Source organism: Ancylobacter lacus, from assembly GCF_018390635.1.
Taxonomy (GTDB): Bacteria; Pseudomonadota; Alphaproteobacteria; order Rhizobiales; family Xanthobacteraceae; genus Ancylobacter; species Ancylobacter lacus.
In genome coordinates, this window is sequence record NZ_JAHBGE010000078.1 from 115,549 (window position 1) to 141,229 (window position 25,681).

At 70.8% G+C, this 25,681-nt stretch carries 18 protein-coding genes, 1 tRNA gene and 1 pseudogene; 13 read left to right on the forward strand and 7 right to left on the reverse strand.

Features of this window, described 5'->3' with window-relative positions:
* Nucleotides 1-203: 203 nt before the first annotated feature.
* On the reverse strand, nt 204-4,949 hold the full coding sequence (gene gltB, locus KHC27_RS19595; protein WP_213341385.1) for a glutamate synthase large subunit: 4,746 nt from the start codon (nt 4,947-4,949) through the stop codon (nt 204-206).
* Nucleotides 4,950-5,486: 537 nt separating this feature from the next.
* Between gltB and KHC27_RS19600 the strand changes: the two genes are divergently transcribed.
* Complete coding sequence (locus KHC27_RS19600) at nt 5,487-6,596, forward strand: hypothetical protein (RefSeq protein ID WP_213341388.1); 1,110 nt, start codon at nt 5,487-5,489, stop codon at nt 6,594-6,596.
* Nucleotides 6,597-6,808: 212 nt separating this feature from the next.
* Here KHC27_RS19600 and KHC27_RS19605 read toward each other — a convergent pair whose 3' ends face one another.
* Nucleotides 6,809-7,273, reverse strand: coding sequence for an Hsp20 family protein (locus KHC27_RS19605; protein ID WP_213341391.1), 465 nt, complete (start codon nt 7,271-7,273; stop codon nt 6,809-6,811).
* Between the two features lie 627 nt (nt 7,274-7,900).
* Between KHC27_RS19605 and KHC27_RS21785 the strand changes: the two genes are divergently transcribed.
* Nucleotides 7,901-8,296: a hypothetical protein gene (locus KHC27_RS21785; RefSeq protein ID WP_246520112.1), complete on the forward strand. Its 396-nt coding sequence runs from the start codon at nt 7,901-7,903 to the stop codon at nt 8,294-8,296.
* Nucleotides 8,297-8,412: 116 nt separating this feature from the next.
* On the forward strand, nt 8,413-9,354 hold the full coding sequence (locus KHC27_RS19615; RefSeq protein WP_213341394.1) for an alpha/beta fold hydrolase: 942 nt from the start codon (nt 8,413-8,415) through the stop codon (nt 9,352-9,354).
* 36 nt (nt 9,355-9,390) lie between these two features.
* On the opposite strand, the gene hisN is transcribed toward KHC27_RS19615, so the two are convergent.
* Both hisN and KHC27_RS19625 read right to left on the reverse strand, forming a co-directional pair.
* Complete coding sequence (hisN, locus tag KHC27_RS19620; protein ID WP_213341396.1) at nt 9,391-10,179, reverse strand: histidinol-phosphatase; 789 nt, start codon at nt 10,177-10,179, stop codon at nt 9,391-9,393.
* Between the two features lie 1,601 nt (nt 10,180-11,780).
* Nucleotides 11,781-12,668, reverse strand: a complete 888-nt coding sequence (locus KHC27_RS19625) for an N-formylglutamate amidohydrolase (protein WP_213341398.1) — start codon at nt 12,666-12,668, stop codon at nt 11,781-11,783.
* 263 nt (nt 12,669-12,931) lie between these two features.
* Between KHC27_RS19625 and cpdR the strand changes: the two genes are divergently transcribed.
* Together cpdR and KHC27_RS19635 are read left to right on the forward strand one after the other, a co-directional pair.
* Entirely contained in the window at nt 12,932-13,288 is a 357-nt protein-coding gene (cpdR, locus tag KHC27_RS19630) for a cell cycle two-component system response regulator CpdR (protein ID WP_281417112.1), read from the forward strand.
* A gap of 117 nt (nt 13,289-13,405) precedes the next feature.
* Nucleotides 13,406-13,480: transfer RNA gene (locus KHC27_RS19635), tRNA-Val, on the forward strand.
* A 78-nt stretch (nt 13,481-13,558) separates the two neighbouring features.
* Here the strand turns inward: KHC27_RS19635 and KHC27_RS19640 are convergent.
* Complete coding sequence (locus tag KHC27_RS19640) at nt 13,559-14,731, reverse strand: YihY/virulence factor BrkB family protein (protein WP_246520094.1); 1,173 nt, start codon at nt 14,729-14,731, stop codon at nt 13,559-13,561.
* Between the two features lie 121 nt (nt 14,732-14,852).
* Nucleotides 14,853-15,512, reverse strand: a complete 660-nt coding sequence (locus KHC27_RS19645) for a flavin reductase family protein (RefSeq protein WP_213341401.1) — start codon at nt 15,510-15,512, stop codon at nt 14,853-14,855.
* Between the two features lie 122 nt (nt 15,513-15,634).
* On the opposite strand from KHC27_RS19645, the gene KHC27_RS19650 reads away from it, so the two are divergent.
* Nucleotides 15,635-16,297 carry a GntR family transcriptional regulator gene (locus KHC27_RS19650; protein ID WP_213341403.1) on the forward strand — a complete coding sequence of 221 codons (663 nt, stop codon included), beginning with the start codon at nt 15,635-15,637 and terminating at the stop codon, nt 16,295-16,297.
* Between the two features lie 12 nt (nt 16,298-16,309).
* On the opposite strand, the gene KHC27_RS19655 is transcribed toward KHC27_RS19650, so the two are convergent.
* A complete protein-coding gene (locus tag KHC27_RS19655) occupies nt 16,310-17,089 on the reverse strand; it encodes a histidine phosphatase family protein (RefSeq protein ID WP_343210948.1) in 780 nt (259 codons plus the stop codon).
* Between the two features lie 238 nt (nt 17,090-17,327).
* Here KHC27_RS19655 and KHC27_RS19660 point away from each other — a divergent pair, with 238 nt between their 5' ends.
* From KHC27_RS19660 to KHC27_RS19690, 7 genes and pseudogenes are all read left to right on the forward strand, one after another.
* The gene (locus KHC27_RS19660; protein WP_213341405.1) at nt 17,328-19,193 is read left to right on the forward strand and encodes a M3 family oligoendopeptidase; all 1,866 of its coding nucleotides are present in this window, start codon (nt 17,328-17,330) and stop codon (nt 19,191-19,193) included.
* Between the two features lie 129 nt (nt 19,194-19,322).
* Nucleotides 19,323-21,944 (forward strand): patatin-like phospholipase domain-containing protein, encoded by a 2,622-nt coding sequence (locus KHC27_RS19665; protein ID WP_213341407.1) that lies wholly within the window; start codon nt 19,323-19,325, stop codon nt 21,942-21,944.
* A gap of 112 nt (nt 21,945-22,056) precedes the next feature.
* Nucleotides 22,057-23,019: a heme-dependent oxidative N-demethylase family protein gene (locus KHC27_RS19670; protein ID WP_213341409.1), complete on the forward strand. Its 963-nt coding sequence runs from the start codon at nt 22,057-22,059 to the stop codon at nt 23,017-23,019.
* A gap of 100 nt (nt 23,020-23,119) precedes the next feature.
* Nucleotides 23,120-23,620, forward strand: coding sequence for a DUF6790 family protein (locus KHC27_RS19675; protein ID WP_213341411.1), 501 nt, complete (start codon nt 23,120-23,122; stop codon nt 23,618-23,620).
* Between the two features lie 160 nt (nt 23,621-23,780).
* Nucleotides 23,781-25,157, forward strand: coding sequence for an ABC1 kinase family protein (locus tag KHC27_RS19680; RefSeq protein WP_213341429.1), 1,377 nt, complete (start codon nt 23,781-23,783; stop codon nt 25,155-25,157).
* 83 nt (nt 25,158-25,240) lie between these two features.
* Nucleotides 25,241-25,531 carry an aa3-type cytochrome c oxidase subunit IV gene (locus tag KHC27_RS19685; protein WP_213341413.1) on the forward strand — a complete coding sequence of 97 codons (291 nt, stop codon included), beginning with the start codon at nt 25,241-25,243 and terminating at the stop codon, nt 25,529-25,531.
* 8 nt (nt 25,532-25,539) lie between these two features.
* Nucleotides 25,540-25,681: pseudogene (locus tag KHC27_RS19690) on the forward strand (NAD(P)(+) transhydrogenase (Re/Si-specific) subunit alpha); the annotation flags it as partial.

Genomic DNA, 25,681 nt, shown 5'->3' on the forward strand with positions numbered 1-25,681 from the left:
GCCCTCTTCCGCAGAACACCGCCACCCTGGAGGCATTCCACCTCGGTGCCTGATACATCAATCATGCCAGTTGGGAAACGTGGCGCGGCACCCCGCCGCGCCACACACGCTCCGCCGCCGGCAGGCCGGCGGCCGTCGACGCGGCTGTCCTCGTCACGTCGCGGGACGGGGCCGCCGCATCCCGGCGCGGCGGCCCTGGCCGGCTATTCCGCCGCCTGCAGGCCGCGGGCCTTTTCCATCTCCCGCAGCGCCCGCCGGTATTCCACCGGCATCACCTTGACGAACCGGCCGCGATATTCCGGCCAGTTGTCGAGGATGGTCTGGGCGCGGCTGGAGCCGGTGTAGTGCAGGTGCTTGGCGATGATCTGGTGCAGACGCTCCTCGTCGCCATGGCCCATGTCGCCGATGTCGATGCGGCCCTTGAACTCGAGGTCGCCGCCATGGTGGTGGAGGCGTTCCAGCAGGTCCTCCTCCTCCTCGACCGGCTCCAGATCCACCATGGAGAGGTTGCAGCGCTTCTTGAAGCTGCCGTCCTCGTCCAGCACATAGGCCACGCCGCCGGACATGCCGGCCGCGAAGTTGCGCCCGGTCTGGCCGATGATCACCACCACGCCGCCGGTCATGTATTCGCAGCCATGGTCGCCGGTCCCTTCCGCCACGGCGATCGCGCCGGAATTGCGCACCGCGAAGCGCTCGCCCGCGACGCCGCGGAAGTAGCACTCGCCCGAGGTGGCGCCGTAGAGCACGGTGTTGCCGACGATGATCGAGTGCTCCGGCACGATGGCGGCGTTCTCCGGCGGCCGGACGACGATGCGCCCACCCGACAGGCCCTTGCCGACATAGTCGTTGGCCTCGCCCACCAGCGTCATCGAGACGCCCTGCGCGAGGAAGGCGCCGAAGGCCTGGCCGGCGGTGCCGGTGAGGCGGATGTCGATCGTGTCGTCCGGCAGACCGGCCTCGCCATAGCGCTTGGCCACCTCGCCCGAGAGCATGGCGCCGACCGAGCGGTCGATGCTCTTGATCGGCGTCTCGATCACCACCGGCTCCTCGCGCTCCAGCGCGGGGAGGGCGGCCTCGATCAGCTTGCGGTCGAGCACGTTGGCGATCGGGTGGTTCTGCCGCTCGCTGTGGCGGATCGCCACCTCCGGGCCAACCTGCGGCTTGGCGAAGATGCGGCTGAAATCCAGCCCCTTCGCCTTCCAGTGGTCCAGCGCCTCCTGCTGGTCCAGCCAGTCGGAACGGCCGATGAGCTGGTCGAAGGTCGCGACCCCGAGCTCGGCCATCAGCTCGCGCACTTCCTCGGCGACGAAGAAGAAGTAGTTGATGACGTGCTCGGGCGTGCCCTTGAAGCGCTTGCGCAGCACCGGGTCCTGGGTGGCGACGCCGACCGGGCAGGTGTTGAGGTGGCACTTGCGCATCATGATGCAGCCGGCCGCGATGAGCGGGGCGGTGGAGAAGGCGAAGTCGTCCGCCCCCAGCAGCGCGCCGATCACCACGTCGCGCCCGGTGCGCAGGCCGCCGTCGACCTGCAGGGCGATGCGCCCGCGCAGCCCGTTCAGCGTCAGCGTCTGGTGCGCCTCGGCAAGGCCGATCTCCCACGGCGAGCCGGCATGCTTGATGGCGGTGAGCGGGGACGCCCCGGTGCCGCCCTCGAAGCCGGAAACCGTGATGTGGTCGGCCCGCGCCTTGGCGACGCCGGCGGCCACGGTGCCGACGCCCACCTCGGACACCAGCTTCACCGAGATGTCCGCCGCGGGGTTCACGTTCTTCAGGTCGAAGATGAGCTGGGCCAGGTCCTCGATCGAGTAGATGTCGTGGTGCGGCGGCGGCGAGATGAGGCCGACGCCGGGGGTGGAGTGGCGCACCTTGGCGATGACCGCGTCCACCTTGTGGCCGGGCAGCTGGCCGCCTTCGCCGGGCTTGGCACCCTGCGCCATCTTGATCTGGATCATGTCGGCGTTGACGAGATATTCCGCCGTCACGCCGAAGCGGCCCGAGGCCACCTGCTTGATCGCCGAGCGCAGGCTGTCGCCATTGGCCAGCGGCCGGTAGCGCGAGGATTCCTCGCCGCCCTCGCCAGTGTTGGACTTGCCGCCGATCCGGTTCATCGCGATCGCGAGCGTGGTGTGCGCCTCGCGCGAGATGGAGCCGAACGACATCGCGCCGGTGACGAAGCGGCGCACGATGGCGCTGGCCGGCTCGACCTCCGCCAGCGGGATCGGGCTATGGCCGATCTCGGCCGCGTCGCGGATGCGGAACAGCGCGCGGATGGCGAGGGTCTTGCGGCTCTGGTCGTTCACCAGCCGGGCGAAGGTGCGGTACTTGTCCTGCGCGTTGCCGCGCACCGCGTGCTGGAGGATGGCGACGGTCTCCGGGTCCCAGGCGTGCTCCTCGCCGCGCAGGCGGAAGGCGTATTCGCCGCCGACGTCGAGCGAGGTGCGGTAGACCGGGGCGTTGCCGAAGGCGTCGCGGTGGCGCATCGCGGTCTCTTCCGCGATTTCCGCCAGCCCGATGCCGCCGATCGAGGAGGCGGTGCCGGTGAAGTACTGCTCGACCAGTTCGGAGGCGAGGCCGACCGCGTCGAAGATCTGGGCGCCGCAATAGGACTGGTAGGTCGAGATGCCCATCTTCGACATGATCTTCAGCAGACCCTTGTCGACCGACTTGATGAAGCGCTTGACGATCTCGTCGTCGGAGACCTCCTCCGGGAACTCGCTCTTCATGTCGGCGAGGGTCTCGAAGGCGAGATAGGGGTTGATCGCTTCCGCGCCATAGCCGGCGAGGCAGGCGAAGTGGTGCACCTCGCGCGCCTCGCCCGTCTCCACCACCAGGCCGGCGGCGGTGCGCAGGCCCTTGCGGATGAGGTGATGGTGCACGGCGGCGGTGGCCAGCAGCGCGGGAATGGCGATGCGGTCCGGGCCGACCAGCCGGTCGGACAGGATGATGATGTTGTAGCCGCCATGGACCGCGGCCTCGGCGCGCTCGCAGAGCCGCTCGACCGCGCCTTCCATGCCCGCCGCCCCCTTGTCGGAGGGGTAGGTGATGTCGAGCGTGCGGGTGTCGAACCGCTCTTCCATGAAGCCGATGGAGCGGATCTTCTCGAGATCGCCATTGGTCAGGATGGGCTGGCGCACCTCCAGCCGCTTGCGGCGGGCGTTGCCTTCCAGGTCAAAGATGTTCGGCCGCGGCCCGATGAAGGAGACGAGGCTCATCACCAGCTCCTCGCGGATCGGGTCGATCGGCGGGTTGGTGACCTGGGCGAAGTTCTGCTTGAAATAGGTGTAGAGCAGCTTCGACTTGCGCGAGAGCGGCGAGATGGGCGTGTCGGTGCCCATGGAGCCGACCGCCTCCTGGCCGGTCGTGGCCATGGGGGCCATGAGCAGCTTGAGGTCTTCCTGGGTGTAGCCGAAGGCCTGCTGGCGGTCGAGCAGCGACACGTCGGTGCGCACCTCGCGCGCCTCGACGGGACGCAGGTCCTCCAGCACGAGCTGGGTGCGCTTCAGCCAGTCCTTGTAGGGATGCGCGCGGGCGAGGCTGGTCTTGATCTCCTCGTCGGGGACCAGCCGGCCTTCCACCATGTCGACGAGCAGCATCTTGCCCGGCTGGAGCCGCCACTTGGTGACGATCTTCTCTTCCGGGAAGGTGAGCACGCCCATTTCCGAGGCGAGCACGATGGTGTCGTCGGAGGTGACGAGGTAGCGCGCCGGCCGCAGGCCGTTGCGGTCCAGCGTGGCGACGATCTGGCGGCCGTCGGTCGCGACGATCGCGGCCGGGCCGTCCCACGGCTCCATCAGCGCGGCGTGGTACTCGTAGAAGGCGCGGCGCTCCTCGTCCATCAGCGGGTTGCCGGCCCACGCCTCGGGCACCAGCATCATCGCCGCGTGGGGCAGGGCGTAGCCGCCCTGGGTGAGGAATTCCAGCGCGTTGTCGAAGCACGCGGTGTCGGACTGGCCCTCATAGGAGATGGGCCAGAGCTTGGAGATGTCGTTGCCGAACAGCTCGCTGTCGACGGAGGCCTGGCGGGCCGCCATCCAGTTCACGTTGCCGCGCAGCGTGTTGATCTCGCCGTTGTGCGCGACCATCCGGTAGGGATGGGCCAGCGACCACGCCGGGAAGGTGTTGGTGGAGAAGCGCTGGTGCACCAGCGCGACCGCGCTCTCGAAGTCGGGGTCGTGCAGGTCGGCGTAATAGGCGCCGAGCTGGTCGGCGTTGAACATGCCCTTGTAGACGATGGTCCGGCAGGACAGCGACACGACGTAATAGCCCGCGGTGCGGGGGTCGCGCGCGGCATACACCGCGTTCGACACCGCCTTGCGCAGCACGAACAGCCGGCGCTCGAAGGCGTCCTCGCTCTGGTTCGCCTCGCCCCGGCCGACGAAGACCTGGACATGGCGCGGCTCGGTCGGCAGCACGGTGTGGCCGAGCGAGGCGTTGTCGGTCGGCACGTCGCGCCAGCCGAGCAGCACCTGGCCCTCGTCCGCCACCACGCGCTCGAAGGTCTCGCGCACGATGGCCTGACCCTCGGCGTCGCGCGGCAGGAAGATGTGACCGACCGCGTACTGGCCGGGCTCGGGCAGCTCGAAGCCGAGCTTGGCGGCTTCCTTGGCGAAGAACCGGTGCGGGATCTGCACCAGCATGCCCGCGCCGTCGCCGGCGCGCGGGTCGGCGCCCACCGCGCCGCGGTGTTCGAGGTTCAGCAGGATCTGCAGGCCGTCCTGCACGATCTTGTGCGACTTGCGGCCCTTGATGTCGGCGATGAAGCCGACGCCGCAGCTGTCCTTCTCGTTGCGGGGGTCGTAGAGGCCGGTCGCGTCCGGCAGCCCGTGGGCGAGGCCGGCCGGCCGCTCCCCGGCATGGGCGGCTTTGACGGAGGCGCGATCCGTCGTGGCCGGACGCACCGCACCCTCGCCGACGTTCCGCGCGGCAGTGCCGCCGAATTGCTCGCTCATGCCCGTATCTCCCAGAAGCCTCCCCCGCGATGGGCCGGGCCCGGCGGCTGAAGGCGGTTTTCAGATCGGCTACGGCGCCGTTCCCGACCTGCCGCCGCCGTGCTCCCCATATAGGACAGTAAGACTGCCCTATCAATCGCGAAGATGCCAGAATTCACGGTTCCGCACAAGCGTCGCACCCCCGGTGGGGCCGGTTCTTCTTCACGCTTGTTGCGGGAGCGGCATGCGCCGCGAAACGAACGGTAAGGCGTGCTGCACCGAAGCGCAACGCCGTTGCGGGGCCGGCACCGGGGGCAGCCGGCCGGATCGGGGCGAAAACGCGGCGGCGGGAGCCGGGCGGGCGGCGAAGGGCGGGTATTCCCTTGCGCGAGGGACGTCGTCTCAAGGTCGAGCGGCGCGCTTGCCCGTGCCGGCGCCAGCCGCGCCCCGGGGCCATGCTCCGGCGTTTGCGGGCGCGCCGTTGCGGTGCCCGCGCCCGTCGCTGGCGGATGTTGCGGGCGCCGTGGGCCGGGGACGCGGTTGACGTAGCGGCGCGGCGTGCCGGCGCGTCTCAGAGGTGCCGCATTCACCGGGTCTAACGTGCGCACGGGCGTCCGGCCATCGCGAGAGAACCCCATGCCGCTTCCGCTTGCCTCCGCTGTCCTCCGAAAGCCGCTGCGCGTGGGCGGTGCGGCCGTGCGCGCCCTCGGCGGCGTTGCAGGCCTGGCCGCCGCCGTCGGCGGCGCGGCGAACGTCGCCTCTTTCAGCGGCGGGCTTGCCGTGCTCGCGCCCCTGCTGCTGTCGGCGCCCGCGCAGGCGCAGTACTATCAGCCCTATTATCAGGCCCCGCCGCCCTATTACGAACGCCGCTACGGCCCGCCGCCGGCCCTGCCGATTCAGGATGTGCGGGCGATGCTGCGCTCGCTCGGCTATCTCGGCGTGTCCGGGGTGCGGCAGGTGGGGGACGACTACATCGCCGACGCCACCGACGTCGACGGCACCCGTGTGCGCCTGCGCATCGACGCGCTGAGCGGCGAGGTGATCTCGGTGCGACCCTTGCCCGGCCAGCGCTACGCCGCGCCGGTGCCGCCCGGCATGGTGCCGGGCATGCCGCCCGCCGCCGCGCCGCCGCCGCAGCGGCCTAAAGCCGCGGCCATCCCGACGCCCCGGCCGGCCCCGCCGGAGCGCGATGCCGCCGCGCCCGCCTCCACCGAGAGCGGCACGGGCGACGCGGCGTCCGCGAGCGCGGCTTCGTCCGCGAGCGCGGCCGAGGCGCCCGCCACCGCCAACCCCGCTACGGCCGCCACCGCCACGCCCCCGGCGCCGGCTGAGGATGCCCGGGTCGCCGCCAATCCGCCGGCCGCCGCGCCGGTGGATGGCGCCGCGCCGGTGCGGGTGATTCCCGGTGTCGCGGTTCCCGGCGCGGCCGCGCCGACGCCGGCCGCCGACGCCGCCAAACCGGATGCGGCCAAACCGGATGCTGCCAAGACGGATGCGGCCAAAGCTCCGGCCGCCGACGCCGGCAAGAGCGACCCGCCCGCCAGCGCGGCCGCAGCGCCGAAGCCAGCCCGGCCCGGCCGTATCAGCGCCGGTACCGGCACGCCCGATGGCGGTGTTTCCGCCGGCACCGCCTCGGTGCTGGCGAACGATCCCGCCTTGCCGAACTGAGGCATCGGCTCCGGCTGCGCGCGGGCGCGGAGGTGCGCCGACAGCCCTTCCGCGCCGACGCCCCATCGACGCCGGCGCCGCAGGACATGGCGGCTCTGCGAACGGGGGTTACCGGAAGGCGCGCATGAAAAAGGGCGCTCCGGCATGGCCGGGGCGCCCCGTGGGCGGATCGCGCGGCGCCGCTTGCGCCGTGGATCACATCATCGGGCGGGTCAGGCCGCCGCGCGGTCGGTGATGGCCGCCGCCGGCGCATCCGCGCCGGTGCTGATCGGGATCTGGCGCGGCTTCTTCGCCTCCGGCACCTGCCGGACCAGCTCCACATGCAGCAGCCCGTTTTCGAGGCTGGCGCCGCGGATCTCGACATGGTCGGCAAGCTGGAAGCGGCGCTCGAAGGCGCGCGCGGCGATGCCCTGATACAGCACGTCGGCGGACTTTTCCGCCACCTGTTTCTCGCCGCGGATGGTGAGGGTGTTCTCCTTCACCTCGATGCCGAGTTCCCGCTCGGAGAAGCCGGCCACCGCCACGGTGATGCGGTAGGCGTTCTCGCCGGTCCGCTCGATGTTGTAGGGGGGATAGGTGGTGCCGTTATCGACGCCGCCGACCTGGTCGAGCAGCGAGAACAGCCGGTCGAAGCCGACGGTGGAACGATAGAGCGGCGAAAGATCGAACGTACGCATAAGCATATCCTCCTTTGAAGCGACATGCGCGCGGCCCGCTCTCCTGAGCCGGGCCGGGCCTTGCACCGCCGTCTGGCCGGTGCGTTCCTGACATGGTGAGGGATTTTTCGCCTGCAAGAGGGGGCCGCGCCGCTGTGTCGTGGGGCATGTGCGGGCGCGGCCAGAGGGCGCGCGCCGGCACGCCCGCGCCCACGCCCGGCCCCCCGTGCACGCCCCCGTTTCCGCCGTCTCTGCCCCGGCCGGAGCGCGGCCCGCGCCCCGCCACGCCCGCGCCATACCCATGAACATGGGATGAAGGGGGCTTTCCGCTTCCATTCAGCGCGGTTTACCTATGTGCCATGTCCACGCCGGCCATGCCGCGCATCTTCACGCCGGCGGCTGCGCCGGAATGCCCCGCCGGCCGCGCCGGCCGATGTGCCGAGGCCGGCTCCGGGCCGTCGACGTGCCTCGCCCCTTCCTCCCTCATGAACGGCGCATGAACGCCGGCTTCGGATGATGTTCATTCGCACCGCCCCCTTATTTCCCTGGGTCCTCCCGCCCGGCGCGCGCCGCTGCCGGGCGGTGGCGGGGCGGCGCGGCCTTCCGGGCGCCGGGCGGGCAGGCTGGGGAGGTTTCCCGACGGTGGCGATGCGGATCTACGCCCCGGTGCTGCTCTTCATGCTGGCGATCGGCATGAACGGCCCGGCGGCGAGCGCCCAGGGCATCGGGATCACCATTGGCGGGCCGTGGGGCGGCATGGCGGCGCCGGCACCGCAGCCGGGCCAGCCCGGCGCCGGGCCCTATGCCCCCTACGAGGCACCGCCGGCCGGCCGGGCGACCCGGCAGGGGCTCGACGCCGATGGCGCGGTGACCATGCTGCGCGGGCGCGGCTTCACCAATATCGAGGTCATCCGCCAGCGCGGCGCCATGATCATTCTGGAAGCCAACGGGCCGCGCGGGGAGCGGGTGCAGCTCGTGGTCGACGGCGCCTCCGGGGCGATCAGTGGCATGAAGGTGATCGGCTTCGGCGACAAGAGATACTGACCGCGCCCCGTGGCCGCCTTGTGAGGGCGTGGCGGGGCGTGTATCGCTCTGGGCCGCCCGCCATCCCGCCCACACCCCCTCACCGCACGCCGCCGCACCTTCCCGAACCCGCCATCATGCTGTTTGCCACTCCGTCCAATCCCGTTCCCGAAGGCGCCATCTGCGGCCGCCTCACCGCCGCCGACGGTGTCGCGCTGCGCTTTGCCCGGTGGGAGGTGGCGGAGCCGACGCGTGGCACGGTGTGCGTGCTGCCGGGGCGGGGGGAGAAGATCGAGAAGTACTTCGAGACCGTGGAGAACCTGCGCAGCCGCGGCTTCTGCGTCGCCGCGCTGGACTGGCGCGGGCAGGGCGCTTCCGGCCGGCTGCTGCGCGACCCGGTGAAGGGCCATGTCGGCAGTTTCGACGACTACCAGCTCGATCTCGAGGTCTTCATGCGCGAGGTGGTGGTGCCGCACTGCCCGGCGCCGCATTTCGCGCTCGCCCATTCCATGGGCGCGGCGATCCTGCTGGACAATGCCCGGCTCGGCGGGGCGTGGTTCGAGCGGCAGTTCCTCATCGCGCCGATGCTGCAGATCGCGCTGATCCGCCAGCCGCGCATCGCCCGGGCGACCGCGCGCTGCCTCTCCGCCCTGTGGCTGGACCGCTTCGGCGTGCCGGCACGGCGCGGCGCCTATGCCGCCGATCCCCCCTTCGACGGCAACCGGCTCTCCTCCGACCCGGTGCGCTATGCCCGAAATGTCGGCATCTCCCGGGCCCACCCGGAGCTCGATGTCGGGGTGCCGACGGTCGGCTGGATCCGTGCCGCCTTCGACCTGATGGACCGGCTGGCCGACCCGGCCGCCGCGCGGGCGATCCGCCAGCCGCTGCTCATCGTCGGGGCCGGGGCGGACCGGGTGGTCTCCACCCGGGCGATCGAGCATTTCGGCGCCCGGCTGATCGCCGGCGCCCACATCGTGATTCCCGGCGCGCGGCACGAACTGCTGCAGGAGCGCGACCTCTACCGCGAGCAGCTTCTCGCCGCCTTCGACGCCTTCATTCCCGGCAGCCGCGCCGCCTGAGGCCGCGCGGCTGCGGCCACACTTACGGCCGCGGCATCAGCCGCGCGCCAGCGTCTCCAGCGCCTGCTCGTGCACGCGGCGGTCGCCGGCCACCACCACCCGGCCGCCGCCGGTGGCGGGGTTGCCCTCCCAGTCCGTCACGATGCCGCCGGCGCCCTCGATCACTGGAATCAGCGGCACGATGTCGTGGTCCTGCAGGTTGGTCTCGATGATGAGGTCGACATGGCCGGCGGCGACCATGCAGTAGCCGTAGCAGTCGCCGCCATAGCGCGAGAGCCGCACGGTCTTCTCCACCGTGACAAAGCGGGCGCGGTCGGCCTCGCCCATCAGCAGCGGGCTGGTGGTGAAGAGCAGGGCATCGGCGAGGCTCTCGCAGGGCCGCACCATCAGGCGGCGCTCCCCGGCGGGGCCGCGGTAGCGGGCGATCTCGCCATTGCCGTAGAATCGCTCGCGGATGAAGGGCTGGTGCATCATGCCCCAGCAGGGCGCGCCGTGGCGGGTGAGCCCGATCAGCGTGCCCCAGGCCGGCATGCCGGCGATGAACGACTTGGTGCCGTCGATCGGGTCCAGCACCCAGACGAATTCGGCGTCGAGGTGCTCGTCCTCATATTCCTCGCCGCGGATGCCGTGGCCGGGAAAGCTGCGGCGGATCAGCGAGCGCATCGCCTGCTCCGCCGCGCGGTCGGCGGCGGTGACGGGATCGAACGCGGCGGCGCCGCGGGTCTTGTCCTCCACGCCGAGCGCGGTGCGGAAGAAGGGCAGGATCGCCCGGCCGGAGACGTCGGCCAGTTCGTGGACGAAGGCTTCGAAATCGACGGCGGACATGGCGGACCCCTCTGCGCGGCGGCGCGTCGCCTCCCTTATCGGGCGCTGACGGTTCCGGCAATGCGGGAGCGGGGGTGGCCGGCGGGCCGGCGCCGGGGCACCCTGCGGCTTCAGGCCCGGGCAAGCGCCGCCGGGCAGGGTGCGCCCCGTCGCACCAGCCTCGCGGGGACGCGGCGTGCGGCGGCCGGCGCGGCCGATCCGGCGGGAAGCCGTGCCGCGAGGTGCTTCGGAGCTATGCATTTCTGCATGGCCGCCATTTGCCCGCTGACGCATAAATGGGCATGCCCAGGAGTTGCTATTGGGAAGCTCACCTGCCATATTATTGCGGTGCAGGACGCGATTGGCGTCGCTCCTGCCGCCCTCCTTGGGCGTTTCCTCCCTAGACTTGGGCCGCTCCGTTCGCGTGAGCGGCCCCTTTCTTTTCTGCCGCCCTCTGCCAAATAACATTGAATTTACAGGGTTTTACAGCCTGTCGCGATGGGGTTTGCCCACGGTCGCGGATGCTTTGGGGCGACTGCTCGCGACATGGGCAAATGCTCATACCCTTTTCCCAGGCAGGAAAAGCCACCGTCGGTGGTCCTCAACTTATCGTTACGTCAATGCGCATTCATGACGCGAATTAAGCGATATGCGCCTTCGATGGCGAGAAGGGGTTTCGGTTGTTTCATTTGAGCCTTGCATTTTGTGCGGTGCACGGGCATATAGATCGGGCGGGCCGCGATTGGCGTCGTTGCCCGCTGCCCTCCTTGGGCGTTTCCTCCCTAGACTTGGGCCGCTCCGCTTGCGTGAGCGGCCCCTTTTCTTTTCCGGGCAGGAAAATCCTCATCTGCACCAACAGCTTGACCATCACGGCCGCTCACGTCCGGCCTCGGGCGCGCGTTGCGCAGGGTGACGGCGAAGGAGCGCGCCGGCGGTCCGGGCCGGGTGGCGCTCGGCCTCGGCCGGTCCGGGGCAGGGCGCAAAGCTGACGAAATCGCCCGCGGAACAGGCGGAATCGGCCGCTGCCACGTGAGGCGGCATGTCGCAGTCCGGCGTGTACATCGACGGAGATGGCGGGGCGTGGCGCAAGAAAAAAGCCGAAGGGCCCGGTTTCGAGGCTCCGTTCGGCTCACATGGCAGGCCCATACGCGACAATTAAGTCACATGCGGCGTCGATAGACATCGGTTGCGAGGTTCGGGACGCGGTGTGCCTTGATTATTCCGCAATGCTCCGACATCTTCATACCCGTACCGAGCGATTGGCGTCGCTCCGTACTGCCCTCCTTGGGCGTTTCCTCCCTAGACTTGGGCCGCTCCGTTCGCGTGAGCGGCCTCTTTCTTTTCAGCACCCTTTTCTGCCCCGGCCGGATCCCTTGGCGTGGTCCGGTTTGCTCGTTTGACAGCGGCGCCTCAAGGCGGGCCCGCTCGGTGTCGACTTTTCCTTCCCGGCCGCAGCTTCCGGCGGTTCATCCTCAGCAGATGCGAGGGGGAGGGTTCGGTGGAGAACCGAGCGTGCAGAATTCGTATATCTCTCATTCCTAAATTGCAAGGCTCTTTGTGCAGCTTCCCGCATCGATCGATCAAAATTTCCAGTCGACCGGTCAAGCTCTTGAAATATGCGGCTATTCCGCCGCCGTGCGGAGCGGCGCCAGCTCCTGCGGGTCGAGCCCCGCCAGCTCCTGCGCCACCGCCAGAAGGTCGGCGCGGACCTGCGCGAAGCGCGGGGAGGGCACATAGCTGCGCTCGTCCATGTAGAGCGCGCGGTTGATTTCAATCTGCACGGCGTGCATCCCGGAGGCGGGGTTGCCGTAATGCTCGGTGATGAAGCCGCCGGCATAGGGCTTGTTGCGCACCACGACATAGCCGCGCCGGGTGAGCTCGCGCTCCAGCGCGTCGGTGACGAAGGGCGCGCAGCTCGTGCCGTAGCGGTCGCCGAGCACGATATCGGTGCGCATCCGCTCGTCCCGCCCGTTGCTGGAGGGCATGGAGTGGCAGTCCACCAGCAGCGCGACGCCGAACGCCCGCTGCATCTGCACCATCATCCGCCGCAGCGTGCGGTGATAGGGCTTGTAGAGCGCCTCGATCCGCTCGATCGCGTCGTCCACCGGAATGCGGCGGCCGTAGATCTCCTGCGATTCGCCGACGATCCGGGCAATGGTGCCCAGCCCGCCCGAGACCCGCATCGAACGGGTGTTGGCGAAGGCGGGCAGCCGGCCCTCGAACATGCGCGGGTCGAGCTCGTAGGGCTCGCGGTTGAGGTCGAGATAGCAGCGCGGGAAATGCGCCCGCATGAAGGGCAGGCCGAGCCCCACCACGTCGCGGAACAGCTCGTCGACGAAGCTGTCCTCCGAGCGGCGCAGCGTCGGCAGGTCGAGCCGGGCCTGCTCGACGAAGCTGCGGGGGTAGACGAGGCCGGAATGCGGCGAATTGAACAGAATCGGGGCACGCGCGGCGGCCGGCTCGACCAGTTCGTAGGAGGGATCCACCGTTTCCGCCACGACGGGAGTCATGATGCCCGCGATCGTCCTTGTCCGGCGCTCCGGGTGCGCCGGGGCTCGCTGGTGGGTTGAGGCGGCGCTGCCGCGGCCCGCGCCCAGGGTGCTGATATCATGGGCGTCGCGGGCACGGAATGTCGATGGCAAAAGCGCCGCGGCGGCCCCGAGTTAAGTCGACCGCAGCGGCAGGGTTCGGTAACCTTCTCGTGTTACGACCAGCCGAAGTCATGGTCGCGCCCCCCGTTCCGCGACCGCTCGGGAGTGCTCTCATGGGGATGATGAAGATCCTGCTGGCCGAGGATGACGGCGACATGCGCCGCTTCCTGGTCAAGGCCCTGAACAATGCGGGCTATGAGGTGGTGGCGTTCGACAATGGCCGCTCCGCCTATGACCGCATGCGCGAGGAGCCGTTCGACCTGCTGCTGACCGACATCGTGATGCCGGAGATGGACGGCATCGAGCTGGCCCGCCGCGCCACCGACCTCGATCCCGACATCAAGGTCATGTTCATCACCGGTTTCGCCGCGGTGGCGCTGAACGCCGCCGCGCAGGCGCCGAAGGATTCCAAGGTGCTCTCCAAGCCGTTCCACCTGCGCGACCTCGTCACCGAGGTCAGCAAGATGCTCGCGGCCTGAGGGGGCGCGGCGGCCTTTCCCGCCCTGTCGTCCACAGGCGGCGGGCGGAACCGACGAGGCGCCTTGCAACGGCGCGGGGTGTTCGCTATAGGGTGCCCCGCTCACGGCGAACGGAATGGGCGCGTAGCTCAGCGGGAGAGCACTACGTTGACATCGTAGGGGTCACAGGTTCAATCCCTGTCGCGCCCACCATTCCGAAGCCGGCGGCTCAGCCGCCGCCGTGCCCGCGGCAGATGCCGCGATGCACGCCTTCCCTTGATAGCCTGCCTGTCATTCGCCGATGGCCACCCTGTCGGCCATGGCGGCACCGCGCAGGCCCAGGGGCCGCGGCCGCCCGATGGTGGTGTCGCGCGCGGTCTGGTGTTCCAGCTCCGCATTCAGCTCGGCGCCGAGCAGCACCACCGTCACCGACAGCCAGATCCAGGTCATGAAGCCGATCACCGCGCCGAGCGAGCCGTAGGTCTCGTTGTAGCTGCCGAATCGGCCGACATACCAGGAGAAGCCGGCGGACACCGCGAGCCACAGCACCGCCGCGGCAAGGCTGCCCCCGCTCACCCAGCTCCAGCGCGCCGGTGCCCGGCAGGGGCCGAATCGGTAGAGCAGCGCGATCAGCCCGGTGATGAGCAGCGCCAGCGCCGGCCAGCGCAGCAGCGCGATCATGCCCTCGGTGCCGCTGTCGAGATGCAGGAATTCCAGCGCCACCGGCAGCGCCACCACCGCCGCCAGCGCGACGACGCCGATGACGATGCCGCCCAGCGTCAGCACGAGGCTGGTGGCGGTGAGGCCGAGGAAGGAGCGGGTCTCCTCCTCCTCATAGGCGATGTTCAGCGCCTCGATCAGCGCCTTGGTGCCGGCATTGGCGCTCCACAGCGCGGTCGCGAGGCCGATGCCGAAGCCGAGGCCGAGGGTCTGCCGCTCCTGCGCCAGCACCCGCCCGGTCTGCTCGCGCAGCACCTCGATCATGCCGTCGGGCAGCACCCACACCGCGGCGTCGATCTGCCGTTCCACCTGCGAGGGATCGAAGAACAGGCCGTAGAGCGCGATGAAAGCGGCGATGGCGGGAAACACCGCCAGCAGGGTGTAGAAGGCGACGCCCGCCGCGAGGCTCAGCACCCGGTCCTCGCTGAATTCCCGCGCCACCCGCCGCAGCGTCGCCCACCAGCCACGGGCGGGAATATCCGCCGGGCTGGCGGCGGCGAGGCCGGGATGGCCGGCCGGCGACCGGCCCCGGAAGGCGCGCGGCGCGGGCATGGCGCGGCGACGGCCGGGCGCGGTGCCCGTGTCGCCGGGGCCGAACAAGCTCTCGCCCTCGGCTCCGACCTCCATGGCCGCGCCGTGCCGGGCCCGCCACCCCGCCAGCAGCGTGAGCGCCGTGCCGATCGCCGCGAGATCGAGGAAAGCGGTGAGCCCGCCCCGCCGTCCCTGATGCCGTCCCTGTGTCATCCACGCCTCCGTCTTGTGCGAGGCACAACGGCGCGGGGGCGGGCCGGGTTCATTCCATGCCGGGCGCGCGGCGCGCCGGTTCACGCTGGGCGCGCGGAGCCTGTTGCCGGCAGCGGCGCGTTCAGCCGCCGGCGCGGCCTTCCAGCCCGGCCTGGGCGGCGGCGTCGGAGCCGGGCACCCGCATCTCGAACACGCTGTCGATCACGGCGTAGTCGAAATAGCCCATGCGGGCGATGGGGCGGATCGATTCGATGTCGAGCCGGCCGTCGGGCCGCACCACCCGGTCGTCGATGTGGATCATCTCGACCCGCGCGAACACCACGTCGACGCTGCCCACCGGCGAGTTGCCGGGCAGGTGATGGGTGCTGAGATAGCGGCACTCGAACGTCACCGGGCTTTCCCCCACCATCGGGATCGGCGCGTTCCCGGCATAGACCTTGGTCACCGCCAGCCGGTCGAACTCGCTTTCCTCCGGCGGCAGCGCCATGGCGCTGATGTTCACCGCCTCGCGGAGCGCGTAGGTCGCCATGTTCCAGACGAACCAGCCGGTCTCCTCGGCATTCACCACCGTGTCCTTGCGGCGCCCGTCGGGGTAGCGGTTGGCGGCGAACATCACCATGGGCGGGTCGAAGGTGAGGTTCTGCCACTGACTGTAGGGCGCGATGTTCTCGATGCCCGCCGTCGAGACGCTGGACAGCCAGCCGATCGGCCGGGGCACGGTGCAGCTCTTGAAGGGCGAGAAGGGCAGCGGGCAGGGCTCGTGGCTGGGGGCGTATTTCATGGCCGGCTCCTGATGGATATTCCGACATACAACCGATATATCGGCGGTATGGCAACCGGCTTTTGCGTTCCGCGCCCGCCGCGCTATGAGCGGGGCGGGCAGAGCGTGGGGTGGAGACGCGGATGATCAGCCAGGCCGAGCAGGCGGTGGCGGCGCTTCAGGCGCTGATCGAGACCGGCGAGCTGAAGCCCGGCACGCTGGTGTCGGAGCGCACGCTGATGGAGCTTTCCGGCCTCGGCCGCACCCCGGTGCGCGAGGCCATCCAGCGGCTGGCGCTCGGCCACATGCTGCGCATTCACCCGAGCCGCGGCATCGAGGTGGCGCCGATGTCGGTGGAAGACCAGCTCGGCGCGCTGGAGGTGCGGCGGGCGACCGAGGCGCTGGCGGTGACGCTGGCCTGCGAGCGGGCGAGCCCGGCGGACCTCGCCGACATCGCCGCGCTCGCCGCCGCGCTGGAGGGCGAGTTCGCCCTGCCGGCCTATGTCGAGACGGTGCGGCAGACCCACCGCCTCATCATCCGGGCCGCGCGCAACCCCTATCTCGAAGCGCTGATGACGCCGCTGCAGGCGCTGTCGCGCCGCTTCTGGGTCATGCATCTGCGCGAGGCGGCGGAAGGCGGGGCGCGGGAGATCGCCGCCGGCAAGGCTCTGCACCGGCGCATCCTCGCCGCGATCGCCGCGCGCGATGCCGCCGCCGCCACCGCCGCCTCGTTCGAGCTGAACGACTATCTCGTCGCCTTCGCGGTGGAGGTTGTGGCGGGCCGGGCCCGGCGCGGGCGGGGCTGAGGCTGCGGCATCCTAGCCGTTGGTGCAGCCGGAATCCGCCGGCAGCGGCTCGGGCGTGCCCCAGTCGTTCGAGGGCAGGTTGGAATAGGGCCAGGCGAAATACTGCCGCACCACGCGGAAGGAGCTCGGCACCGTGTCGGTGTCGTTGGCGTAGTCGAGAATCCAGAAGAAGTTGAAATTGCCGTCCGGCCAGGTCTTCGGCACACCGCCCGGCACGTTCGGGATGCGGTCGAGGTTCAGGAGCTGGCGCAGCGTCACCTGTTCGCCGGGGAACTGCTTTTCCAGCGCTTCGGAGGCGATGTGGAAATGCTCCCACACCAGCACCACGGTCTTGCCGTGCCAGATGGGGTTGGTGAGCAGGTCGCGCGCCACCTTGCGGTTCTGCACGTTGATCTTGGAGTTGAAATAGCGGTTGTTGCGGATCGGCTCCAGCATCAGGCGGTTGGTCTTTATCGGCATGTCCCACGCCGCCACGATGGGCTGGGCGGTTTCCAGCGTGTGCAGGGTGATCGCCATGAAGGCGGCGGGCGGGTCCTTGCGGATCAGGCTCATCGGGCTGGTGGGGCTGAGATACTGCGCCGCCAGCGCGTTCGCCCGCTCCTTGCCGATGTCGCACAGCCCGAATCGCGTCGCCTTCTCGCCGTGGCGCACGATGACGATGCGCCTGGGCGCGGCGAAGGCCGCGCTCACGGAGCCGGCGGCGAGGGCAAGGCCGAGCGCGAGCGCCGCGGCACGGGCGAGGCCGGAGAGCGGGGCGCGGGCGGAGCGGGCGGGGCGGGACAGGCGGAACACGGGGCACCTCGATGACGGCAGGGCGGGCGTCGGCGCCCGCGCCGCACAGGCTCCTCCACCTCGCCGCCGCCGGCAAGGGGAGCGCATCGGGGGGGTCATCGGGGAGGGCAAGGCGGCCCGACGGCAGCGCCCGGGCCGGGCGGACGCGCGCGCGCCGCCGGCCCTGCGGCAGGGCGGACGGATTGATTGGCCGCGCCGACGCACGATATCACTGGCTGACATCCTTTCTGGAGTGACCATGTTGCGCAGCCTCGACCGTCTTCCGCTCCCGCTCCGTTCCGCGGCGTCCGCCGGGGCGGCCTCCGCCGCGCCGGCCCCGGCCGCGCTCGGCGCCCTGCCGCAGTGGGACCTCTCCGACCTCTATCCCGGCCTCGATTCGCCCGAGCTTGCCGCCGACCTCGCCCGCGCCGGGGCCGAATGCGCCGCGTTCGAGGCCGACACCAAGGGCCGGCTCGGCGAGGTGGTCGCCGCCCCCGGCGCCGGCGCCGCCATGGCCGCCATCCTGAAGCGCTACGAAGGTCTCGAGGACCTGCTGGGCCGGCTCTATTCCTATGCCGGCCTCGTCTATGCCGGCGACACCACCGATCCGGTCCGCGCCAAGTTCTATGGCGATCTCCAGGAAAAGCTGACCGACGCCTCCACCCACCTGCTGTTCTTCACGCTCGAGCTGAACCGGCTGGACGACGCCCTCATCGACGCCGCGCTGGAAGACCCCGCCTTCGGCCGCTACCGGCCGTGGATGGAGGATGTGCGGCGCGAGAAGCCCTATCAGCTCGACGACAAGATCGAGCAGCTTTTCCACGAGAAGGGCATCACCGGGCGCGGCGCCTGGAACCGGCTGTTCGACGAGACCATTGCCGGGCTGCGCTTCGACGTCGCCGGCCAGTCGCTGCCGCTGGAGCAGACGCTGAACTTCCTCGCCGAGCCGGAGGAGGAGAAGCGCCGCACCGCCGCCGAGGCGCTGGCCAAGGTGTTCGGCGAGAATCTGCGCCTCTTCACCCTCGTCACCAACACGCTGGCCAAGGACAAGGAAATCTCCGACCGCTGGCGCGGCTTCGAGGACATCGCCGATTCCCGCCACCTGGCGAACCGGGTCGAGCGCGAGGTGGTGGACGCGCTGGTTTCCGCCGTGCACGCCTCCTATCCCCGCCTCGCCCACCGCTACTACAAGCTGAAGGCCAAGTGGTTCGGCAAGGACCGGCTGGAATACTGGGACCGCAACGCCCCGCTGCCGAAGGTCGAGACCCGCACCATCGGCTGGGACGAGGCGCGCGACACCGTGCTGGGGGCCTATTCCAGCTTCTCCCCGCGCATGGCCGACATCGCCCGGACCTTCTTCGACAGGAGCTGGATCGACGCCGGCGTGCGCCCCGGCAAGGCGCCGGGCGCCTTCGCCCACCCCACCGTGCCGTCCGCCCACCCCTATGTGCTGCTGAACTACATGGGCAAGCCGCGCGACGTGATGACGCTCGCCCACGAACTCGGCCATGGCGTTCACCAGGTGCTCGCCGCGCCCAATGGCGCGCTGATGGCGCCCACCCCGCTGACGCTGGCCGAGACCGCCTCGGTGTTCGGCGAGATGCTGACCTTCCGCAGCCTGCTCGCCGCCGCGCCGGACAAGGCGGCGCGCAAGGCGATGCTGGCCTCCAAGGTGGAGGACATGATCAACACCGTGGTGCGGCAGATCGCGTTCTACACCTTTGAACGCCGCATCCACACCGAGCGCCGGCAGGGCGAGCTCACCTCCGAGCGGATCTGCGCGATCTGGAAGGAGGTGCAGGGCGAGAGCCTCGGCGAGGGCATCCATCTCGGCCCGGGTTATGAGAATTACTGGGTCTATATCGGCCACTTCATCCATTCGCCGTTCTATGTCTATGCCTATGCCTTCGGCGACTGCCTGGTGAACTCGCTCTACGCGGTCTACGAGAACGCCAATGAGGGTTTTGCCGAGCGTTACCTCGCCATGCTGGCGGCGGGCGGCACCCGGCACCATTCGGAGCTGCTCGCCCCGTTCGGCCTCGACGCCCGCGACCCCACCTTCTGGCAGACCGGCCTCAACCTCATCGAGCGGATGATCGGCGAGCTGGAGGCGATGGAGGACTGAGCCGCCGCCCCGGCGGCGCCCGCCGTCGCGGGCGATCGAGGCGGCGGCCGCGTGCCGCCGCGCGGGGCTGAAATCTCCGGTTGAACCGTCCTGCCCCTGCGGTATCGTCCTGAGGGGGGGATCGGGGCGATGGCACAGGACGACGGGGAAGCCCCGTCCGCCGGGGCGGCGGGCGGGGGTAGGCCGGGTGGCGGTGCGCCGCCGGCGAAGACCGGGACACCGGATGCGGAAGGGCGGGCCGCCACGCCGATCGCGGTGGTCGAGATCGACGCCGTCATCGCCGCCGAGACGGAGTCGATCCGGCGGCGGCGCCACCATGTCGCCGAGCGGATGCGGCGCTCGAAGCTGATCGGGGACGAGGAGCGCGCCCGCGCCGCCTGCGGCGCCGTCCCGCTTTCAGAGGAACTCGGCCCGGTGCTGGGCCTCGCCCAGTCGGGCGGGGGCATCCGCTCCGCCGCCTTCTGCCTCGGCGCGCTTCAGGCGATGGATGCCGTGGTGCAGGCCGGCGACACGCCGCCGCCGGGCCATGGCGTGCGCCCGGCGGCGGACGAGACGCCCTCGGTGCTCGACCGGTTCGACTATCTCTCCACCGTGTCGGGCGGCGGCTATATCGGGGCGTCGCTGGTCGCGGCGCTCAGCCTCAATGGCGGTCATTTCCCGTTCCGCAGCGTGCTCGACCAGGAGGAGACGCCCGCGGTCCAGCACCTGCGCGACCATTCCAACTACCTCTTCCCGCAGAAGGTCGACATCTACCGCGGCGTCGCGGTGTATCTGCGCGGGCTGGCGGTCACCAGCGCGCTGGCGGGGTGTGCGCTGGCCCTGCTGGCGCTGGTGCTGGTGTTCTACCGCGACGCTCTCGCCCCGTTGTGGAGGGTTGGCCTGCCGAGGGCGGGCACCGTGCTGCTGTGGGTCTCGCTGGCCGCCCTTCTGGTCTGGGGCCTGATGCGCTCCTTCACCCGGTACATCGACCGCGCGGAGATGCCGGTCGAGCGTTCCGGCCGGTTCTTCTACTGGGCGCTGGCGGTGGGCTTCGCCGTGTGGCTGGACGCCAGCAACCGGCTGCTCGACGCGCTGGTCGTGCTGAAGAGCGCGCAGTGGAGCCTCGGCCCGGCCATCGCCGCGCTGGCGCCGCTGTCGGCGCTGGTGGCCTTTGTGGGGCCGCGCCTCGCCGCCGCCCTCGGCAGGATGCGCACCGACCCCAGCCGGAGCGCGGCGCTGCTGCGGGCGGGCGGCCACCTCGCGCTGTGGGCCGGCGCCGCGGTGCTGCCGCTGCTGCTGTGGGTGGGGGTGCTGTTCCTCGCCCTGCAGGTGGTGCCCACCCTGCCGCTCAAGGCACCGGCGGCCTGCTTCACCGCCACCGGTGTCATCGACGTCGCCGCCGCGGCCTGCCATCCCGTGAGTCCGCCGGCCTGGCATTGGCTGTGGCTCGGCGTGCCCGCCGCCCTCGGTGTCGTCTGGCTGGCCTTTGAATGGTTCGCCGGCGCGCGCTGGCGGCTCGGCGCCAGCTCGCTGCACCGGCTCTACCGCGACTGCCTGAGCCGCGCCTTCCTGTTCTGCCCGCCGCCGGTGGACGCGCCGCCGGGCGCGCGCGTGACCGCGGCGGACACCTTCCGGCTGCGGGCGGGCGAGGATGGCGCCAGCGGCATCGACCCGGCGCGGGCGCCGTATCTCCTGATGAACACCGCGATCAACCTGCAGAACTCGCGCTTCGCCAACACCCGCGGGCGCAATGCGGATTTCTTCCTGTTCAGCCACGATCACGTCGGCAGCCGCGCCACCGGCTATGCCCGCACCCAGGACCTGCTGGCCTACCAGCCCGGCGTCGATGTCGGCACGGTGGTCGCGGCGTCCGGGGCGGCCGTCTCCTCCAACATGGGCTCGAACAGCCTCGCCCCGCTGACGCCGACGCTGGCGCTGACGAATGTCCGGCTCGGCTACTGGCTGGCCAATCCGCGCTGCCTCGCCGGGCTGCCGGCGAACGGCTCCGGCCACCTGCCGCGGTTCCGGCTGGCCTTCCTGCGCGAGATGTTCGGCCTTCTCAACGAGAACCAGCCGCAGGTTTACATCTCCGATGGCGGCCATATCGACAATCTCGGCCTCATCGAGCTGCTGCGGCGGCGCTGCCGGCTCATTCTGGTGCTCGATGCCGAGGCGGACGCCACCTTCGACTTCACCTCCTTCATGATCCTGCAGCGCCACGCCCGCATCGATATGGGCGTGCGCATCGACCTGCCGTGGGAGGCGATCCGCGCGGAGGCGCTGAAGGCGGATGGCCGCAAGCCCGGCGCGGTGGGCCCGCATGTCGCGGTCGGCCGCATCACCTATGCCCCTCCGGCCGGTCCAGGGCCGTGCCCGGAGGGCATCCTCGTCTACGTCAAATCCTCCCTGACCGACGACGAGAGCGACATGATCCGCAGCTACAGGCGGCGCTTCCCGGGCTTTCCCCATGAGACGACGCTGGACCAGCTCTTCAGCGAGGAGCAGTTCGAGGTTTACCGCGCGCTCGGCTTCCACATCCTCAAGGGGTTGTTCTCCGGCGCCGACCGGGTCGCCGTCGCCGCCCGGGAGCCGGGCGCCTATGTGCCCGACGTGGCGCAACTGGTGGAGGCGGGCCTTGAGGCCGACCACCCCCTGCTGAACCAGGTGCGGGAGCTGCTCCGGCTGCCCCCGCGCCCCGCCGCCGGGCCGCAAGGGGCGCCGCCTGCGGGCGGGGCGGCCGGGGTGGCGGCTCCGCCGGCCATGGGCGTGTGAGCGAATTTTAGGCTTGCACTTTCCGCCGGCGCGGGCGGACAAGGGGGCATCCGCCGGCGCGCGCCGGCGGGTTCGTGGACTGCCGGAAAAGCCCGCCGGGAAAGAGCCTGCCATGTCGATCGACCCTTCCACCGCGACGCCGACCCGCGATGCCGCGGGCCTTGCCGGCGCCGAGCCGCCCGCGCTGCGGCACACCCCCTATGACGGCTCGCGCAAGCCCTTCTCCATCGCGCTCGCCCCGCTCGATCTCGCCCACTGGATCGAGACCGACACCCGCCTCGTGCCGACGCTGGCGGAGCGCGAGCGCCTGCTGGCGGAAAAGCGCGAGGTGGTGTTCCGCGAGGAGCCCGGCTCCCGCCCGGCGCAGGCCGAAACCCTCGCCCGCCTCGTCGCGCATCTGCTCGAGAGTCAGCCCGAAGTCTATCGCCGCGAGGACGACGCCATCCGCCTCGTGCCGGCGGACCGGCTGGTCCGGCTCGACAGCGGCGAGCCGCCGCTCATCACCGCCGGCCGGCTGGTGTCGGACGATCTCGTCATCATGAGCCCGGGCGAGGGCGGCTACCGCCTTACCGCCGCGGTGCTGTGCTTCCCCTCGGCGTGGTCGCTGGCCGACAAGTTCGGCAAGTCGCTGGACGGCATCCACGCCGCCGTGCCCGGCTATCCCGACAAGATGGCGCGGGTGATGAACCGCATCTTCGAGAACCTGAAGGTGGAGCAGCCGGTCTGGCGGGTGAACTGGTCGATCTATCCCGACGACGAGCTGCACCACCCCGAATCGAAGGAACGCCCGCGCGACTGGTTCGGCGAGGACGGCGACCTCGCCACCGCCGCCTTCGTGCGGGTGGAGCGGCAGACGCTGCGCCGGCTGCCGGAGAGCGGCGACATCCTCTTCACCATCCGGGTGCATGTCGATCCCTTCACCGCCTTCCGCCGCCATCCCGAGGGCGCGGCGCTGGCGGCGGGGCTGCGCGAGCAGATTCTTGGCCTCGACCCCGGCCAGCTTGCCTACAAGGCGCTGACCGACCATCGCGATGCCGTCGCCGGCGCGCTGGCCCGCCTCGCCGGGTTGGCCTGACCGCCGCTCGCCGTCCCGGGCAATCGCTGCTGCCCGATACCTCCCCGGCGCCGGCACGCCGTGCCACAGTTCGCGCGGCGGCATCGGGGGAGGCGGCGGCGTGGTGTTCTGGGTTCCCATCCTGTCCTGGCTGGCGGCGCTCGCCGCGGCCGGCATCGCGCTCTGGCGCGGCCCGCGCCCGCCCGGCATGGGCCGCATCGTCGAGGCTCTGCTGCGCAGCATCCTCGTCTTTCCGGTGGGGCTGATGGGGCTGTGGGGCTTCCTGGGCCATGTCTTCTTCGCCGATCAGGCGGCGGCCTCCATCGGCTGGGCGCCGAGCCCGTTCCAGTTCGAGGTCGGCATGGCCAATCTCGGCATCGGCCTTGCCGGACTGATCGGCGCCTTCTTCGGCTCGCCCGGCTTCCGCGCGGCGGTGGCGGTGGTGATGGCCGGCTTCCTCGGCGGGGCCGGGGTCGGCCATATCGTGCAGATCGTGCAGACCGGTAATGTCGCCGCCGGCAATGCCGGGCCGATCCTCTATACCGACTTCCTCGGCCCGCTCGCGCTTTTCGCCCTGCTGCTGCTCCAGCGAGTGAGCCGGCGCCCCCCGCCGGCCGTATGAGCCGCATCTGCCGCCGATTTCGCCGCCTTCACGCAGCCGTGGCTTGAAAGCGGCGGCCTTGGGGCACAGCTCAGGGGGGCAGCAGGAGCCCGCCGTGAGCCATTCCGACGACACCACCCCGCCCTCCGACATCCCCGCGTCCGGGATCCCCGTGTCCGAGATCCCCGCCGCCGCCGGCGCCGACCGGGAGGGCAACCGGCTGGCCGCCCGCGCCGCCCGCTATGCCCGGGTCGGCACCCGCGTCGGCGGGGTGGCCGCCCGCATCGCCGGCAGCCGCCTGCTCGGGCTGGAGGCCGGCGGCGGCAATGCCGCCGCGCTTGCCGCCGCGCTGGGCGGTCTCAAGGGGCCGATCATGAAGGTCGCCCAGCTCATGTCGACCATTCCCGAGGCGCTGCCGCCGGAATACGCCGCCGAGCTCGCCAAGCTGCAGAGCGAGGCGCCGCCCATGGGCTGGCCCTTCGTCAAGCGGCGGATGATGGCGGAGCTGGGGCCGGACTGGCGCGCCCGCTTCGGCGCGTTCGAGCCGGCCCCGGCGGCGGCGGCCTCGCTCGGCCAGGTGCACCGCGCCACCGCGCTCGACGGCGCCCCGCTGGCCTGCAAGCTGCAATATCCCGACATGCAGTCGGCGGTGGAGGCGGACCTGCGCCAGCTCGACCTGGTCTTCGCCCTGCACCGGCGGATGGACCCGGCGATCGACACCCGGGAGATCGCCGGCGAGATCGGCGCCCGCATCCGCGAGGAGCTCGACTACCGCCGCGAGGCCCGCCACGCCGCGCTCTACCGCCTCATGCTCGCCGGCGAGGACGGGGTGCGGGTGCCACAGGTCTGGCCGGAACTCTCCACCGGCCGGCTGCTGACGCTGGACTGGCTGGAGGGCCGTCGGCTGCTCGCCTTCCGCGACGCCCCGCTGGAGATCCGCAACCGCATCGCCCGCGCCATGTTCGCGGCGTGGTGGCTGCCCTTCGCCCGCCACGGCGTCATCCATGGCGATCCCCATCTCGGCAACTACACCGTGTTCGAGCGGCCGGGCGAGGGCGGCGCGGAGGCCGGCGGCATCAACCTGCTGGACTATGGCTGCATCCGCATCTTCCCGCCGAGCTTCGTCGGCGGGGTGGTGGACCTCTATCGCGGCCTTCAGGCCGGCGACGAGGCCCGCATCGTCCATGCCTACGAGACCTGGGGCTTCTGCGGCCTGCGGCGCGAGGTCATCGAGGTGCTCAACATCTGGGCCGGCTTCATCTACGGCCCGCTGCTGGACGACCGCGTCCGCACCATCGCCGACGGCGTGGCGCCGGGCGACTATGGCCGGCGCGAGGCCTTCCGGGTGCATTCGGCGCTGAAGCGGCTCGGCCCGCTCACCATCCCGCGGGAATTCGTGTTCATGGACCGCGCCGCCATCGGCCTCGGCGGGGTGTTCCTGCATCTGCGGGCGGAGCTGAACTTCCATGCCCTGTTCGAGGGCGCCACCGCCGGCTTCTCGGTGGCGGAGGTGACGGCGCGGCAAGGCGCCGCGCTGCGCGAGGTCGGACTCCTCTGAGCCCGCGGCCCTTCGGCGTTGCCGGGTGGGGCGTCTTCCGCTAAAGCGGAAGACTGCCTTCATCATCCTAAGGAGGGGGTCTCATGGCCAGCCACGCGCCCGAATACGCCACCGCCACCGGCAATGACTATGCCGAGCACGAGGGTACCTACAAGTTCTTCGTCAAGATGACGCTGGTCAGCACGCTGGCGCTGGCCAGCCTGATGATCGCGCTGGCGATCGGCGCGGTGAATGGTCACTGGGGTCTGTTCACGCTCGGCGTGCTGGCCATGCTCGTCACCACGGCCATCGGCCTCGTCTCCGAGAATGGCCGCCCGGCGCTGTCCGGCGGTCTGCTGGCCGTGCTGCTCCTCCTCCTCATCGTCACCTCCTGAGCCCCGTCATGCGGATTGGTGTGTTTGGGGAGGTATCGGGTGTTGAGCCTCGTGTTGGGGCGACGCCGGATACGGTGAAGCGGCTTTTGGGGCTTGGGGCTTCGGTCGCGGTGGCGTCGGGCGCGGGGCTTCGGTCCGGGATCACGGACG